We start from the raw sequence: 17,174 nt of genomic DNA, 5'->3' as shown, positions 1-17,174 counted from the left end.
TTATGCATTTGACGGGAATAGTTGTCGTTTATGAAAAATAACAACTATTCCCGTCTATTTTATTATTAACCAATGGCTTTTTCTGGTGGATGGCTTTCCTTTTACTAATCGGTAATTTCTTCCTGTGCTTTCCGTTCTTTCTTCTTATTGATGAATCCGATTTTCAGGTTGGCTTCCTCTTGTTCTTTTTTAATCTGTTCCATGGCCGAGAGGATTTGTGCTAATTCGTAAACACCTGCTGCGGCCTGGCGGTCGGTTGGACTCATTGTCGTTTTATAGGTGCGGTCGCCTATATATTCCACACGGATATTTTTGTCTTTATTGAGATTCAGGAATTCGATCACATTTCCGTCTTCCCCTAGTTTGTAGTCAGCTTTTTCTATTTTCTCGTTCATATCCGTTGTCTCGTAGCTGTCTTTGGAGCTTGGAGTTTCTGCAAAACTGCCGTCAGGAGCAATCACTTTCACTTTTGTATGGTGAATATTGCCGGCACCACAGTAGATGGAAGTCATACTCATTATACCTTGCTCGTTCACTTGGAAGCGGAGGTACGAACGGTGCATATTCTTTTCAATGGTCTGTGTAGGCCAGAGATAGTTGCCGACTTGTTGATATTCGGCATCTTTTTCTAGTTTGAATTTGTCCTTGATGGCATTGAATTCTTCTGTCTTTGCCTGAAAGGCGCTATCCAGGTAAGCAAGCGTTTTTTGCTGTGCCTTTGTTTCAACATCGAGCATCAGTGCCTGTCCCGCCTTACGTGCTTCGAACGCTTTGGGATAGAGAATCTTGATACTGTCAATTTGTAACTTAGCTTCTTCATAGTCGCCACGTTCGTAGGCAGCCTTGGCAACCATCAGTTTTTCATTGGCTTTTTTCTCAAGGCCATTTCCGCAGGCAGCTAATGCCAGCGTACCACAAAAGAGGATAATCAGTTTTTTCATCACAAATTCTATTTACTGGTTTTATTAGCGGCAAAAATACAAATATATCCCTTATTTTTGTAATTTTGTCCCCTCAAAACTTATAACTAAAAAGAATGATAGAGTTGACTCAAGAGGAATTGAAGCAGCATTTTAGCGAACCCATCTTCGGACAGATAGCCGAAACGGCTGATACACTCGGTATGGAGTGTTATGTGGTAGGTGGTTATGTTCGTGATATTTTTCTGCAACGTCCCTCTAAAGATATAGATGTAGTAGTTGTAGGAAGTGGAATTGCAATGGCGGAAGCCCTTGGAAAACAGTTGGGACGTGGTGCTCATGTTTCTGTTTTCAAGAATTTCGGAACAGCACAAGTAAAATATAGAGGCACGGAAGTAGAGTTTGTTGGTGCACGTAAAGAATCTTATCAACGGGATTCGCGTAAACCTATTGTTGAAGACGGCACGCTGGAAGACGATCAGAATCGTCGCGATTTCACGATCAATGCTCTGGCCGTATGTCTCAATAAAGCACGTTTTGGTGAATTGGTAGATCCGTTTGGAGGTTTGGAGGATATGAAGGAAAAGACAATCCGCACTCCCCTCGACCCGGATATTACTTTCAGCGATGATCCCTTGCGCATGATGCGTTGCATCCGTTTTGCTACGCAATTGGGTTTTTACATTGACGATGATACTTTCGAATCGCTTTGCCGGAATAAGGAACGGATTGAAATTATATCCCGTGAACGTATTGCGGACGAACTGAATAAGATTATTCTTTCTCCAATCCCCTCAAAAGGATTTATTGATTTGGAGCGTAGCGGTTTGCTGCCGTTGATTTTTCCGGAATTTGCTGCCTTGCAGGGTGTGGAAACACGGAACGGACGTTCCCATAAGGATAATTTTTATCATACGTTGGAAGTGCTGGATAATATCAGCAAGAAGACTGATAACCTTTGGCTGCGTTGGGCTGCTTTGTTGCACGACATTGCCAAACCTGCCACGAAACGTTGGGAGCCTAAAGCGGGATGGACGTTCCATAATCATAACTTTATCGGTGAAAAGATGATTCCGCATATCTTCCGCAAGATGAAGTTGCCGATGAATGAGAAGATGAAGTATGTACAAAAGCTGGTCAGCCTGCACATGCGCCCGATCGTTATCGCAGATGATGTCGTGACAGACTCGGCTGTACGTCGTCTGCTCTTTGAAGCGGGTGATGACATTGACGACTTGATGATGCTTTGTGAAGCGGATATTACTTCCAAGAATATGGAACGTAAACAGCGTTTCCTGAATAACTTCCAGTTGGTTCGACAGAAACTGAAGGATTTGGAAGAGAAAGACCGTGTCCGTAATTTCCAGCCACCTGTGAGCGGAGAAGAAATTATGGAGATTTTCGGCTTGGAACCTTGTCGTGAGGTCGGAGTCTTGAAGAGTGCTATCAAAGATGCAATCTTGGATGGAGTGATTCCGAATGAATATGAGGCGGCTCATGCTTTCATGCTGGAACGGGCAAAGAAGATGGGAATGACGCCTATTCGCTGATAGAAGGACGGAACAGATATAAAATCAGGCATCGTAATCCTATAGTATTCAGACACTGATTTATGCGAATCAGTAGTTGAATTGGAGTAAAACAAGGCAGGAATGAACTAATCTTAGTTCTTCTAAGATTTAATTGGTAATATGCGATGATTTAATATTCATCATACATAGATTTATTCGTCTGACAGTTGTTGAACTTTCGTCTGACAGCTGTTTCTTTTTCGTCTGACAATTGTCAGACGAAAGAACAACAATTGTCAGACGAATAAATTCATGTATCATTAGCCATAACCCCATTAGGTATCAAAAATAAATCTGCACAAGCTCGAAATTAGTTCATTTCAGTACCGGCATGAACAAGATTCACCTCTGTACCCTCCGTGTCCTCTGTGGTGAAAACCGTATAGGAATGAATGATAACTTGCTTTCCAACTGCTGATTACTCATTATTTCTTTATCTGTGTGTTTATCGTTTGGGCAACGTCACCGAAAAATGAGGATTCGGAGTATGTTGTTCAAAGATGATAGCCTTCATCTTTTCCACGATATCCGGATGTTGGAGTGTTATGTCATGATCCTCATGAATATCTGTTTTTAGATTATAGAGGAACGGTGTTCCTTTTTTCACTACCATTTTCCAATCATCCATGCGTACGGCAATCTGGTCTGTTTCATCAAACTCCCAATACAGAAAGTCATGTTTCTTTTGCTTATTTTTACCCAGCAGTGTAGGAGCGAAAGAAATCCCATCGAAATAATCGACTTCTTTTTCCTTATTGCGGTATTTCTTTTCGTAGTCTTTGATACCGATAACTTCGCAGAACGTCGGCATTAAATCATAAAATGCACAGATGTGATCGTTTACTTCGCCTGCAGGTATGTGTCCCGGCCAACGGGCGATAAATGGAATACGTATTCCTCCTTCGTGACATTGACGTTTCAGTCCGCGTAGTTTTCCGTCTCTGCCGAAGAAAGTAGGATCAGCTCCGCCTTCCTCGTGAGGGCCGTTGTCACTGGAGAAAATAACCAATGTGTTTTCGTCCAGTCCTTTTTCTTTCAGTTTTTTCAAAACTTCGCCCACGTAATAGTCCAGGCGGGTAATCATTCCGGCAAATTGGGCGTGTGTATGCGTGATGGCGTTGTATCGTGAGCCTTCGCTTCCCTTAAATTCTTTATCCGGGTTGAATTTAGCTTTGTATTCATTCAGGATAGAATCTTCCGGCTGAACGAGTTCCGCATGAGGTAAGGTGTAAGTCAATACGCCGAAAAACGGTTGTTTGCCGTCTTGCTGATCCAGCCACTCCAATGCTTTCTGGTGAATCATGTCGGCCGAATATTGCGGACGTTTCAGGTAGTCGGGACCATACATCGGATATTGGATGTTTTCATCCATCACTACACGTACCACTCCGGTGTCACCCAACGCTTTACTATAACGGTTCAGGAAATTGGGATAATAAAGATGAGCCTGAAACTGACAGATATAACCGTAGTATTCGTCTATCCCCCGTTTGTCGGGAGTGGAACAGGAACCTTCGTAACCTCCGGCCCATTTACCGAACATACCTGTGGTATAGCCGTTATCTTTCATTATCTCCGGCAGGATTACGTGGTCGGGATCATAAGGGTGTTGCCCCACTATTGAGTATTCTTTATTCTGTCCATATTCCACGATCGGTGCATTTTTCCAGTACTCCTTGTTACCTCGTACTTCACAATGGCCTGAATGTTGTCCTGTCATGAATGAAGCTCTGGAAGGGGCGCTGACGGGACTTCCTGCGTATGCTTGCGTAAAACGCATTCCTTCACCGGCCATGGCGTCTATATGAGGGGTACGGATAAATGGTTGACCGTAGCATCCTAAGTCTCCATATCCCATATCGTCACAAAGGATGAAGAGGATATTGGGCTGGGTATTTTTTTTCTGTCCGTTGGCAGATAGGGTAGATAGGAGCAGGGCACTGCCTATCAACGGGATTGATTGATAATTCATGATATTGTTGTCATTAAAATAAAAGCGTTTCAGTGTTTCATATCTGGAATTATTTCCCGATTAAGTCCTTTCCTTCGCGTACGCTTTGAAGGATACTTTGCAGTTCTGCCACTTTCTCCGGCATATTCTTTGCATAGTTGGTTACCTCTTTCACTTCTTTCATCTTATAAAGCTGGGGTTCTTTAGAGTTTCCGGTTTCTATCTTCGGTCCCCATTGAATCATTTTCGGTCCGTCATTCGGTTCGATGTATTTCCAGTCTTTGGTGCGGACAGAAAGCGTGTGATTGGAAGCCTGCTCTATTACCCACGGGCGGTCTGTCTTTTCTTTACCCAGCCAACTTCCCAGATAGTTGTAACTATCCGGTGCGGTATTCTTAGGCATCGTAGCTCCGGTCAGGGAAGCGAGAGAGGCGAGCCAGTCCACTTGTGAAACCAATAAGTCTGAAGTCATTCCTTTTTTTACTCCTGCAGGCCAGCTGACGATGGCAGGAATACGGGTTCCTCCTTCAAAGGCACTATATTTGTTGCCCCGTAGTGGTCCCGCAGGACTATGACCGTTGAGTAGTTCTTCTGCTTTGTCATCGTATCCGTCGTCTACTACCGGGCCGTTGTCACTTGAAAGAATAATGAGTGTATTTTCTCTTAATCCCAGTTTTTCGAGTGTATTCAGGATTTCACCGACACAATAATCGAACTGTACGATAGCATCGCCTCTTAATCCCATCGGATTTTTTCCTCTGAAACGGTCGTGAGGAAAGCGGGGCACATGTACGTCATTGGTGGCAAAGTAGAGAAAGAAAGGTTTGTTTTGGTTTTCCTCGATGAATTGAATGGCGTGTGTGGTAAGTGAATCAGCAATGTTTTCGTCTTTCCAGAGCGCCTTTCCACCGCCTTTCATAAAACCGATGCGTGAAATTCCATTAACGATCGACATGTCGTGACCGTGACTTGGCTTGAGGTTATAAAGTAATTCAGGATTACTTTTTCCGGTAGGTTCACCCTCGAAGTTCTTTTGATAACTGACTTCGATGGGAGCACTCGGATCATAGTTGGCTACTTTCCCGTTTTCGATGTATACACAGGGTACACGGTCGGCTGTGGCTGCCATAATGTAATGATAGTCGAAACCTAAATCGCCCAGTGCGCACGGTAACGGAGCATTCCAGTCTTGAGTGGCGGTTTGATCTCCGAGTCCCAGATGCCATTTGCCTACTGCGGCAGTGGTGTAACCGACACTTTTGAACATATCTGCCATGGTGTATTGTTCGGGACGGATAATCATTCCGGCATTTCCTGCCGCTACATCCGTTCCTTCTTTGCGCCATGCGTATTCTCCGGTTAGCATGGAGTAGCGGGAAGGGGTGCTGGTGGCGGCTGTTGCATGAGCATTGGTGAAAAGGATTCCCGATTTTGCCAGTCGGTTGACGTTGGGTGTCTGTACGTTTTTAGCTCCGTAACATTCCAGATCGCCGTAGCCGAGATCGTCGGCGTAGATAAATACAACGTTGGGTGTTTTTGACTTTGTCGGTGTGGTGTTTTCCGGTGCTTTATTGGCGGCTGTTGCAGCACAGGCAACAGAGGATACAAGGGTTAGAATGAAAGGTTGTTTCATTGGTTTTGGGGGTTAAGTGTGTTATTATTAGTAGAAAAAGATGTGCCTGTTCTTTGCCGGACACATCTTTTTCATCGTCTGTTTAACTTAATTCAATGATTTCTTCATTGCAGTTCGTCAGTTTTTCTATTCCTTCGTTGGTCACTACCCAAGAGTTCTCGATACCTACGGGACCTACACCCGGAATAACGATTTTCGGTTCGAGGGCAAAGACCATACCCAGTTCTAATTGTTGCTTTATGCGGGGAGCCAGTACCGGAGCTTCGTTAATTTCAAGCCCGATGCCGTGACCGATAAATTTGGCTTGTTGTCCTGTTCCCATAAATTTGTCGGCAAATCCGGCTGCTTTGACCACTTCGACTGCTGTGTCGTAAAGCACTTCACAGGCAATACCCGGTCTGGCAATGGAAGCAATTTTTTCTTGGATATCCAGACAAACCTGATGGGCGGTGTAAGCTTCTTCGGGCAGTTTGCCGATGGAGAATACACGGCTCATATCGTTCATGTAACCGTTGAAGTTGCCACCTAAGTCCACCATAACGCTTTGTCCCTCTTTTAACGAAGTTTTATTTGCTCCTCCCGGCAAGGCAGGATCAAGTCCCTGACCGCCTAAGGCAAAATCATAAGGAGAGGGGTAACCGGCATTATCTCCGGTCAGTACGCTACCCATGAATATTTCCATACTGCGTCCGAATACCCGGAAAATTCCGAGGCAACCTTGCAGGCGCATCAGGCGTTCTATTTCGATGGAAAATTCAATGTCCGTCATACCGGGACGATAAACACCAGGAATCTGCTCATAAGCCTTTGCATGAGCAATGCCGGAGCGGCGGAACATTTCAATTTCTACAGGTGTTTTCACGCTGCGTGCCTGGCGAATCAACGGGGTACCATTTACCACTTCCGCTTCCGGGAAGAGACCGGCCAGACGACAATATTCCGTATAAGGAAGTTCGTCACCTTCTAACATCAGTTTGGTTGGCATCGGTAATCCTTGTTCTTTCAGCAGATCAACAATTTGTTCCGGTTTGCGGATAGAGAATGAGTGCTCTCCTGTGATGTTATTAGGACGTTTAAAAAATAATAGTGCAGGCGAATGAAGGGGGAGGTAAAGATAGCCACTGACTACACAGCCATACGTGTAAATTAAATTTGCATTACACGTGATAAGTGCGGCGTCAATGCCCTGCGACACCATCAGACTGCGAATTTTGTCACGGCGAAATTTCAATTCGGGTTGTAGCATTTTTTATTTATTACTTGATTATTAATTACAAAACCAATAATGGTAAATTATTAGTTGTGAGTTGTTTATCGCATATAACAAATTCACAAACTATTATTTAACCTATCATGCTACAAAGATAATTAATTCCAGCGAAAATAATGTTAATCTCAAAAAAATAGCGCTACCCGCGTCCTGTCACAGGAGACGAGCAGCGCAAACCACAAATACAAATACAACTAAACAAAGTCCTTAAATAACGCCTTGTCCCATCATTGCGTGAGCTACTTTCATAAATCCGGCAATGTTGGCACCCTTCACATAATTAATGTATCCGTCGGGTTCCGTGCCGTATTTCACGCATTGTGCATGGATGCCGTGCATGATTGCATGGAGTTTTTCGTCCACTTCGGCGGCACTCCAGCTAAGGTGCATTGCGTTTTGAGACATTTCCAGACCGGAAGTGGCTACACCACCTGCGTTGACCGCTTTACCGGGAGCATACATCGTCTTATGTTCAATGAAAAGATCGATAGCTTCAGGGGTACATCCCATGTTGGAAATTTCTCCGACGCAAAGTACGTCATTTTTTATGAGATTTTGAGCATCTTCTCCATTTAATTCGTTCTGGGTGGCGCAAGGAAGTGCGATGTCTGCTTTCACTTCCCACGGGCGTTTTCCTTCTACGAAGGTTGCGTTCGGATACTGTTCGACATAAGGAGCCACAATATCGTTACCCGAAGAACGAAGTTCGAGCATATAGTCAATTTTTTCACCACTGATACCATCCGGATCGTAGATATATCCGTCCGGACCGGAAATCGTAATCACTTTTGCACCCAGTTCGGTAGCTTTAGTAGCTGCTCCCCAGGCAACGTTGCCGAAACCGGAGATTGCCACTGTCTTACCTTTTATATCGATCCCTTTTGCCTGAAGCATCTGGTTGACAAAATACAGTCCTCCGAAACCAGTAGCTTCCGGACGAATCAATGAACCGCCGAATTCCAATCCTTTGCCGGTGAATGTACCGGTAAATTCACGAGTCAGTTTTTTGTACATACCGAACATATAGCCCACTTCACGTCCTCCTACACCAATGTCACCGGCAGGCACATCCATGTCCGGTCCGAGATGACGCCACAACTCCAGCATAAATGCCTGGCAGAAACGCATGATTTCAGCATCACTCTTACCGCGTGGAGAGAAATCGGAACCGCCTTTACCGCCACCCATAGGCAGGGTAGTCAGTGCATTCTTGAATGTTTGTTCGAAACCGAGGAACTTCAAAATGGAAAGATTAACGGATGCATGGAAACGGATACCACCTTTATATGGGCCTATCGCATTATTGAATTGTACACGATAGCCGAGATTGGTCTGTACCTCGCCTCTATCGTCTACCCATGTCACACGGAAAGTGAAGATACGGTCAGGTTCTACCAATCTTTCTATGATTTTAGCTTTTTCAAATTCAGGATGTTGATTGTATATATCTTCGATAGAAAGAAGAACTTCCTTCACTGCCTGAAGATATTCAGATTCACCGGGATGCTTAGCCTCCAAAGAGGACATGATTTTCTGGATGTTCATGATACTATATTTTAAAAGGTTAATTCTGATAAAATGTCAACTAACTCACTGCAAATATAGGAAAATTTTTCAGATGTGATTGATTTTATGCCATTATTTTGATTAAATAATGATAAAATGATAGTAGAAAAAGCATTAGGTATCAAGTATTCAGTGCTAATACTTAATACTTGATACCTGAATTTAATACTTTGTACTTTTTACTTCTTAAAATCCGGCTTCATGTCCAAATTGTACATGATGAAACCGTAAATGTCTGCCTGTTCTTCAAGTACTTTTGCCATCGGTTTGCCTGCACCGTGACCTGCTTTGCTGTCGATGCGGATTAGTGTCGGGTTTGTACCGTCGTTGTCTGCTTGCAGCGTAGCGGCAAACTTGAATGAATGGGCGGGAACCACACGGTCGTCATGGTCGGCAGTGGTCACTAGTGTTGCCGGATATTTCGTGCCCGGTTTCAGGTTGTGCAATGGAGAATAGCCTTTGAGGTATTCAAACATTTCTTTGCTGTCTTCGCTTGTTCCGTAATCGCTTGCCCAGTTCCAACCGATAGTAAATTTATGATAGCGAAGCATATCCATCACGCCTACCTGCGGAATTGCTACACGGAACAGGTCCGGACGCTGTGTCATGCAGGCACCTACCAGCAGACCACCGTTGGAGCCACCTACAATGGCGATTTTGTCTTTATTCGTATATTTTTCGTTGATAAGATATTCGGCAGCAGAGATGAAGTCGTCGAATACATTCTGCTTCTGCATCTTAGTTCCGGCTACGTGCCAGTCTTCACCGTATTCGCTGCCACCACGCAGGTTGACTTGTGCGTAGATACCGCCATTTTCGAGGAATGGGATGCGCATTGCACTGAAACCCGGGTTGAGGCTGATGCCGAAACCACCGTATCCGTAGAGGAATACAGGATTTTTGCCGTCTTTCTTCAGATCTTTCTTATAGGTAAGGAACATCGGGACTTTTACACCGTCTTTGCTGGCAAAGAATACTTGTTCCGTCACAAAATCATCCGAGTTGAACTGTACTTTCGGTGCACGGTATAGTTCGTAGGTGTTCTGGTCCATATCATATTTGTAAGTGGCACCCGGAATGGTGAATGAAGTGAATCCAAAGAAACATTCTTTATCGTCTTTGTTGCCGCTAAAGCCTACGGAACCGAGTGACGGCAGTTGAATCTCCTGAATTTGTTTGCCGTCGAGGCCGTAAACGTATGCATGATTCGAAGCATCTTTGTCGTAAGTAAGGAACAGTTTGCCACCGATCACTTCTGCGTTTGAAAGAACGGCTTCCGATTCGGGAACGAGTTCTTTCCAGTCCTCCAGTTTCGGACGGTTGATGTCGGCTACCATGATCCGGTTTTTCGGTGCGCCATAGTTAGTATAAATATACATCTGATCGCCGATCACTTCAATCGGGTAGTATTGGTAGTCGAGGTCGGTAGTCAGTTGGATAAAAGGAGAATTCGGCTTTTTCAGGTCCCTTATAAATAAGTTGTTGCCTCTTCCGGCACCGGATTCTGTGAGGAAGAGAATACGTTCGTCTTCGCTGGTGCTGGCTGTATAGAAACGTTTCGGATAAGCCGGATTCTGATAAATCAGTTTATCTTTCGATTGCGGTTCACCTATTTTGTGATAATAGATTTTGTGCTTTTCGTTTACGTTGGAGAATTCTTTTCCTTTGGCGGGAGCATCGTAGGCGCTGTAGTAGAAGCCGTCTCCCTGCCAGGCGGCACCGGTAAATTTGGCCCATTCGATGTGCTCTTCCAATAACTTGCCACTTTCAGTGTCCATGACAAATATTTCAGACCAATCCGATCCGCTGCGTGAGATACTGTAAGCGGTATATTTGCCGTCGTTTGAGAAGTAAAGACCGGTCAGTGCCACTGTGCCATCGTCCGAGAGCTTGTTCGGGTCGAGGAAAACGCGAGGCTCGCCGTCCAGTGAATCCTGTACGTAGAATACACTCTGGTTTTGCAGGCCATCATTTTTACTGAAGTAATATTTGCCATGTTTCTTGATTGGCGCACTGATCTTCTCGTAATCGGCCAGTGTGGTCAATCGTTTCAACAAGTTTTCCCGGAATGGAATCTGACTTAGATACTCATTCGTTACTTTGTTTTGTGCTTCTACCCAGGCAGTAGTAGCTGCACTGGTGTCATTTTCCAGCCATCTGTAAGGGTCGGGAACTTGTGTACCGAAGTACACGTCTACGGTGTCTACCTTTGCCGTCTCGGGGTAGACTAGCTTTTTCTGTTGGGGAGCGCATGACATCACCATGATTCCACTCATTAATAAAGTTACTTTTTTCATGTGAATAAAAAGTCTTTTTGAATAAACTTAAAGTTACAAATCTACAAAATAATAAGAGATAAACAAGTAAACTTTATAAAGAAGATGGTGGAAAATGAGATTTAAAGAATTAACTTTGCAAAATGTGATTCTGCAGATAGACGATTTGAAATAAGAAAGGAGAATGACTTTATGCTTAGTAAATATAAATTAAACCAGCTTTACTTCAAAGATACGCAATTCGCTAACTTGATGACAAGGCGGATTTTTAACGTGTTATTAATCGCTAATCCTTACGATGCTTTCATGTTGGAGGATGACGGGCGCATTGATGAGAAGATTTTCAATGAATACACTTCTTTGTCTCTGCGCTATCCACCTCGTTTCTCGCAGGTATCTACGGAGGAGGAAGCATTGTCACAGTTGGAAAATATGTCGTTCGACCTGGTGATTTGTATGCCGAGCACGGGGGATAATGACAGTTTCGATATCGGCCGTCACATCAAAGAGAAATACGAGCATATTCCTATCGTCATACTGACTCCTTTTAGCCATGGTATTACCAAACGGATTATCAATGAAGATTTAAGTGCGTTCGAATATGTGTTCTGCTGGTTGGGTAATACCGACCTGTTGGTGTCTATCATTAAGTTGATAGAGGACAAGATGAATCTGGAACACGATGTACAGGAGGTCGGTGTGCAGCTGATTCTTTTGGTGGAAGATGGCATTCGTTTCTATTCTTCCATTTTGCCGAATCTGTATAAGTTCGTGTTGAAGCAGAGTCAGGAATTCTCTACCGAAGCCTTGAATGCACACCAGCGTACGCTCCGTATGCGCGGACGTCCTAAAATAGTGTTGGCACGTACGTATCAGGAGGCGATGGAGATCTATCATAAGTATCAGAATAATATATTGGGGGTAATCACTGACGTCCGTTTCCCGAAAGTGGAACGGGGAGAGAAAGACGGTCTGGCAGGTATCAAGCTGTGTGCGGAGATACGTAAGAATGATCCGTTTGTTCCTTTGATTATTCAGTCTTCCGAATCTGAAAATTCGTCTTATGCAGTCAAGTATGGTGCTAGCTTTATCGATAAGAACTCCAAGAAGATGGACGTTGATTTGCGCCGTATCGTCTCCGATAATTTTGGTTTTGGTGATTTTATTTTCCGCAATCCGGATACCGGGGAGGAGATTGCCCGCGTCCGGAATTTGAAGGAGCTGCAAAACATTCTTTTTGCCGTACCTGCGGAATCTTTCTTATATCATATCAGCAGGAATCACGTGTCGCGTTGGTTTTATTCACGTGCCATGTTCCCGGTGGCTGAATTTTTGAAACCGATAACCTGGAATAGTCTTCAGGATGTGGATGCTCACCGTAAAATCATCTTTGAGGCGATTGTGAAATATCGTAAGATGAAGAACCAGGGAGTTGTGGCGGTCTTTAAGCGCGATCGCTTCGACCGTTATTCTAACTTTGCCCGTATCGGGGATGGCTCTCTCGGAGGAAAAGGGCGTGGACTGGCATTTATTGATAATATGGTGAAGCGTCATCCGGAGTTTGACGAGTTTGAAAATGCGCGTATTGCTATTCCTAAAACAGTGGTGCTTTGTACGGATGTCTTTGATGAGTTCATGGACACCAACAACTTGTATCAGATTGCACTGTCGGATGCGGATGATGCTACGATTTTGAAATACTTCCTGAAGGCTAAATTACCGGACCGGTTGATAGAGGACTTTTTCACTTTCTTCGATGTCGTGAAGTCTCCGATTGCCATTCGGTCTTCTTCCTTGTTGGAGGATTCTCACTATCAACCGTTTGCCGGAATTTACAACACTTACATGATTCCTTATCTGGACGACCGCTATGAAATGTTGCGGATGCTTTCCGATGCCATCAAAGGGGTGTATGCTTCGGTTTATTTCCGTGACAGCAAAGCGTATATGCAAGCTACGTCGAATGTAATCGATCAGGAGAAAATGGCTGTTATCTTACAGGAAGTAGTTGGCAATCAGTATGGTGACCGTTATTATCCTTCCATGTCCGGTGTGGCACGCTCGCTCAATTATTATCCGTTGGGGAATGAAAAGGCAGAAGAGGGAACGGTGAATCTGGCTTTGGGATTAGGAAAATATATTGTTGACGGTGGCATGACCCTTCGTTTTTCTCCTTATCATCCTAATCAGGTGTTACAGACCAGCGAAATGGAAATTGCTCTCAAGGAGACTCAAACCCGTTTCTATGCATTGGATTTGAAAAATGCCGGACATGATTTTTCTATCGACGATGGTTTTAATTTGCTGAAACTTCATGTCAAAGAGGCAGAAAGTGACGGTGCTCTGCGTTATATTGCTTCTACCTACGATCCGTACGATCAGATCATTCGTGATGGTTTATATCCGGGAGGACGTAAGGTGATTACTTTTGCTAATATCCTGCAACATGATGTTTTTCCGTTAGCTCGTATTCTGCAGTTAGTATTGAAATATGGTGAACAGGAGATGCGCCGTCCGGTTGAAATTGAATTTGCTGCAACGTTAAGTCGCGAACATGATAAATCCGGAACTTTCTATCTATTGCAGATTCGTCCTATCGTAGACAGCAAAGAAATGCTGGACGAAGATTTGAACGAGATTCCTGATGAGAATGTGATTCTCCGTTCGTATAATTCATTGGGACACGGCATTATGAATGAGGTATATGATGTGGTTTATGTAAAAACGGACAATTATAGTGCCTCCAATAATCAGACGATTGCTTGGGAGATAGAAAAGATCAATCAACAGTTCCTGAACGAAGGAAAGAACTATATATTGGTTGGTCCGGGACGCTGGGGGAGCAGTGATGCATGGCTTGGTATTCCGGTGAAGTGGCCTCATATTTCAGCTGCCCGTGTGATTGTGGAAGCCGGTCTGACTAATTACCGGGTAGATCCCAGTCAGGGGACACACTTTTTCCAGAATCTGACTTCTTTCGGGGTAGGGTATTTCACGATCAACGCCTTTATGAATGATGGAGTATATAATCAGGATTTCCTCAATGCGCAACCGGCAGTGCAGGAAACGAACTATCTCCGTCACGTTCGCTTTGAAAAGCCTGTGGTAGTCAAGATGGACGGCAAAAAGAAGTTGGGAGTGGTCTTGATGCCAGGTGTCGATAAATAAGCTTTATTAACGTTTTAACTATTACATAATGAAGTTCTGTTTTTCATCTGAAAGGCAGAACTTTTATGTTATATCTCTTAAAAAATGTTTTATTTTTCATATTCTAGGCCTTAATTGTGGTCTTCTTTTCATATTCGGAAATAAAACTTTCTTTAGATACTTTATTATAAAGAAATAAAACTGTATTTTTGCGGTTAGTTTACAAGATAGCACCTGTATATTAGGTATTTAAGCTTATCTTTGATTTCAGAGAGAGGGACTCCGTATTATTTAAAGGCGTATTTAATTCGGTATGAAGGGTATTTTGAAGTTTATTTTATTTTTAGAGATTGTATTGTTGTGCAGTTGTGTAAACGATGAAAAGCGTTCGGGTGCCTTTGGCGGAATGAGCTTGCATCTATCCGCAAATTCTTCGGTGACAGATGTTACGACACGCTCGAGTGAGGAAGTACTGCCTTCCATACAAGATTTCTCTATTTCTGTGTTGCAAGGTGACAAAGTGCAGGCTTCCTGGGATAAGTTGAGTGACTATGATGAAGACACTACTTTTCCGGTAGGAAGTTATACCTTGAAAGCTTTCTATGGTGACATTGAGAAGGAAGGCTTTGATTCTCCTTATTATGAGGGTACTACCGATTTTAACATCCGTGGTGGCGAGACTACTCCTGTGGAAACTACTTGTAAGTTGGCCAATACTAAAATAAGTATTGAATACACGGATGATTTCAAACAGTATTTTAAGACTTATTCTTCTACCGTACAGGCAGAGTTGGGAAGTGAAGTTTCTTTTTCGTCCGGAGAAACACGTGCTGCTTATGTGAAGCCGGGTAGAATTTCAGTAAAACTGACTTTCACGAAAGTGAATGGCGGACTAAGTCCGACTACTATTGAAGTGGCTACCATTGAGGAGGCGTTAGCTCAACATCATTATCATTTGCAAATGAATGTGGACGCTGGTAAAGCCATGTTGAGCATTGTTTTTGACCGTGTAACGGAAGTCAGACCCATTACTTTGGATATTTCGGATAAAGCATTGAATATTAAACCTCCTTATTTCACATTGACCGGATTTGAGAAAACAAGTAATGATGGTAATCAGTGGGACGGTAATCCGATTGAATCGAATCAGTTATCGGCTTTGTTGACTTCTTTGGGCGGTTTTACGAAATGTATTCTTAGAACTACTTCTCCTAATTTACCCGATTGGCCGGAGGAAGGATTTAATCTGGCGGCACTTACTCCTGAAGATCAAGCATTGCTGGACAAATCAGGTGTGAAGTTGATTGGCTTTGGTATTAATCAGGATCAGATGGGTATTATTAATTTTACTGGTTTGATTCCTAATCTGAATATCACGGATAATAATGATACTCATTTATTCTATTTGAGTGCCACTAGTACTTATGGTAAGCAAAGTGAAGATTATGTGTTGAATATAACAACGCCTAAGAACTTTATGTTGCTGCCTACGGAGCCTGTGAAGATGAAGAGTAAAGAAGTGACGATTCCGGTGAAACTGAAAGAAGGCAATCCGCAGAATATTAAGCTCTATTATCGTTATTATGGTGTGATGACTTTGATTAACAATACGGTTATCACTCCGATAGAAGGAAAAGAAGGATATTACAATATAAAAGCAAGTGGTATTGATATGGGAGTTGTAGCCAAAGACTTCCAGGCTGAATATAATGGTTTGAAATCAGCCATCGTTTCCGTAGCTGTTATTATACCTTCTTATAGTGTTATCCTCGAACCGTTTGATGTGTGGTCATACACGGCTGAAATGACGATTATACCTGAATATGCCGAAGATATGTCTAATGTGATGAGTGCTATTGAAGCATATATTTCTTTGAATGGAAGTACGTGGACGAAAGTGGATGCCAAAGATTTGAAACTGGATGTAACCACTGGAAAGGCTGTCATTTCAGGACTTACTCCGGGAACTACTTATTATTTCAGAACGACTTGTGATGATGGTACGACTTATTCAATTCCTGTTATGCAGGCAACAGAGAGTGTAATACAGCTTCCGGATTTCACGCAGGGATGGGGTAAGACAATCTTTAGTGGAACTATTAATAAAGGAGGAAAGTATACTCATGGTGCTTTTGGAACTTATAAATTTGATACAACAGATTTGACTGTTTTTGATTTAGATGGAAATGGGGCTTGGGTTACTGTTAATCAGAAAACTGTACCAACTAGTGGCAATCTAAATTCTTGGTATATGGTTCCTTCTAGCATCAAACAAAATAATGGTGTTTTAATGCGCAATGTTGCATGGACCATGACTTCAGCAGATCCTCCAGGGAAAAGTGCTTTGTTTGGAAATAGCTTAACTGATCTTACGCCTCCTACGCATGGTCATCGTTCTGCCGGTAAGCTTTTCTTGGGAAGTTATAGTTATAACCATTCTACTAATGTCGAAATCTATAATGAAGGTATATCCTTCACTTCCCGTCCGATAAAGCTAAAGGGTACTTATACTTATGTAGCTAATAACGATCAGGGCGGTATTGTAACTGTAATAGTAGAAAACCGCGAAGGAGGACAAACATTAAAGCTGGCCGAAGGTAGTGAAGTCTTAACAGCGACGAGTTCTCAAAAGGACTTCACGGTGGACTTAACTTATAATACGATGTTTGAGAAAAAAGCGACTCATTTAAGAGTGATGTTTGCCTCTTCTTCCAATGCTTCAAACACTCAAAGTGTTGAAGACAGTAAGATTAAAACAACGGATAATAAGGGTGAAGCTGTTTCTACTGGTAGTGAATTGTATATAGATAAAAATATAATATTAGAATATAAGTAATGAG

9 protein-coding genes are annotated in these 17,174 nt (G+C 43.1%); 3 read left to right on the top strand and 6 right to left on the bottom strand.

The window, feature by feature from the left end; translation table 11 throughout:
• Positions 1-104: 104 nt before the first annotated feature.
• Positions 105-941, bottom strand: coding sequence for an outer membrane protein assembly factor BamD (locus Bovatus_RS10000; protein ID WP_004297988.1), 837 nt, complete (start codon positions 939-941; stop codon positions 105-107).
• A gap of 95 nt (positions 942-1,036) precedes the next feature.
• Between Bovatus_RS10000 and Bovatus_RS09995 the strand changes: the two genes are divergently transcribed.
• A complete protein-coding gene (locus tag Bovatus_RS09995; protein ID WP_004297989.1) occupies positions 1,037-2,470 on the top strand; it encodes a CCA tRNA nucleotidyltransferase in 1,434 nt (477 codons plus the stop codon).
• Between the two features lie 466 nt (positions 2,471-2,936).
• Here the strand turns inward: Bovatus_RS09995 and Bovatus_RS09990 are convergent, their stop codons facing one another.
• From Bovatus_RS09990 to Bovatus_RS09970, 5 genes are all read right to left on the bottom strand, one after another.
• A complete protein-coding gene (locus Bovatus_RS09990) occupies positions 2,937-4,463 on the bottom strand; it encodes an arylsulfatase (protein ID WP_004297991.1) in 1,527 nt (508 codons plus the stop codon).
• Between the two features lie 49 nt (positions 4,464-4,512).
• Positions 4,513-6,075, bottom strand: coding sequence for a sulfatase family protein (locus Bovatus_RS09985; protein ID WP_004297992.1), 1,563 nt, complete (start codon positions 6,073-6,075; stop codon positions 4,513-4,515).
• Positions 6,076-6,157: 82 nt separating this feature from the next.
• Complete coding sequence (locus Bovatus_RS09980; protein WP_004297994.1) at positions 6,158-7,321, bottom strand: M24 family metallopeptidase; 1,164 nt, start codon at positions 7,319-7,321, stop codon at positions 6,158-6,160.
• 231 nt (positions 7,322-7,552) lie between these two features.
• On the bottom strand, positions 7,553-8,890 hold the full coding sequence (gene gdhA, locus Bovatus_RS09975; protein ID WP_004297996.1) for an NADP-specific glutamate dehydrogenase: 1,338 nt from the start codon (positions 8,888-8,890) through the stop codon (positions 7,553-7,555).
• A 200-nt stretch (positions 8,891-9,090) separates the two neighbouring features.
• Complete coding sequence (locus Bovatus_RS09970) at positions 9,091-11,208, bottom strand: prolyl oligopeptidase family serine peptidase (protein ID WP_004297998.1); 2,118 nt, start codon at positions 11,206-11,208, stop codon at positions 9,091-9,093.
• Between the two features lie 171 nt (positions 11,209-11,379).
• Here Bovatus_RS09970 and Bovatus_RS09965 point away from each other — a divergent pair, with 171 nt between their 5' ends.
• Both Bovatus_RS09965 and Bovatus_RS09960 read left to right on the top strand, forming a co-directional pair.
• Positions 11,380-14,355 carry a PEP/pyruvate-binding domain-containing protein gene (locus tag Bovatus_RS09965; protein WP_004298000.1) on the top strand — a complete coding sequence of 992 codons (2,976 nt, stop codon included), beginning with the start codon at positions 11,380-11,382 and terminating at the stop codon, positions 14,353-14,355.
• A 292-nt stretch (positions 14,356-14,647) separates the two neighbouring features.
• On the top strand, positions 14,648-17,170 hold the full coding sequence (locus Bovatus_RS09960; RefSeq protein WP_004298002.1) for a DUF4493 domain-containing protein: 2,523 nt from the start codon (positions 14,648-14,650) through the stop codon (positions 17,168-17,170).
• The last annotated feature ends 4 nt before the right edge of the window (positions 17,171-17,174 follow it).

The organism is Bacteroides ovatus, from assembly GCF_001314995.1.
GTDB lineage: Bacteria > Bacteroidota > Bacteroidia > Bacteroidales > Bacteroidaceae > Bacteroides > Bacteroides ovatus.
The sequence above is the reverse complement of the archived record's forward strand: the minus strand, read 5'-3'. Positions and strand labels throughout refer to the sequence as shown.

Excerpts from the sequence above, each read along its gene's own strand:
- Bovatus_RS09970 (WP_004297998.1), bottom strand. The coding sequence starts at position 11,208 with ATGAAAAAAGTAACTTTATTAATGAGTGGAATCATGGTGATGTCATGC.
- Bovatus_RS09995 (WP_004297989.1), top strand. The coding sequence starts at position 1,037 with ATGATAGAGTTGACTCAAGAGGAATTGAAGCAGCATTTTAGCGAACCC.
- Bovatus_RS09980 (WP_004297994.1), bottom strand. The coding sequence starts at position 7,321 with ATGCTACAACCCGAATTGAAATTTCGCCGTGACAAAATTCGCAGTCTG.
- Bovatus_RS09960 (WP_004298002.1), top strand. The coding sequence starts at position 14,648 with ATGAAGGGTATTTTGAAGTTTATTTTATTTTTAGAGATTGTATTGTTG.
- Bovatus_RS10000 (WP_004297988.1), bottom strand. The coding sequence starts at position 941 with ATGAAAAAACTGATTATCCTCTTTTGTGGTACGCTGGCATTAGCTGCC.
- Bovatus_RS09985 (WP_004297992.1), bottom strand. The coding sequence starts at position 6,075 with ATGAAACAACCTTTCATTCTAACCCTTGTATCCTCTGTTGCCTGTGCT.
- gdhA (WP_004297996.1), bottom strand. The coding sequence starts at position 8,890 with ATGAACATCCAGAAAATCATGTCCTCTTTGGAGGCTAAGCATCCCGGT.
- Bovatus_RS09965 (WP_004298000.1), top strand. The coding sequence starts at position 11,380 with ATGCTTAGTAAATATAAATTAAACCAGCTTTACTTCAAAGATACGCAA.
- Bovatus_RS09990 (WP_004297991.1), bottom strand. The coding sequence starts at position 4,463 with ATGAATTATCAATCAATCCCGTTGATAGGCAGTGCCCTGCTCCTATCT.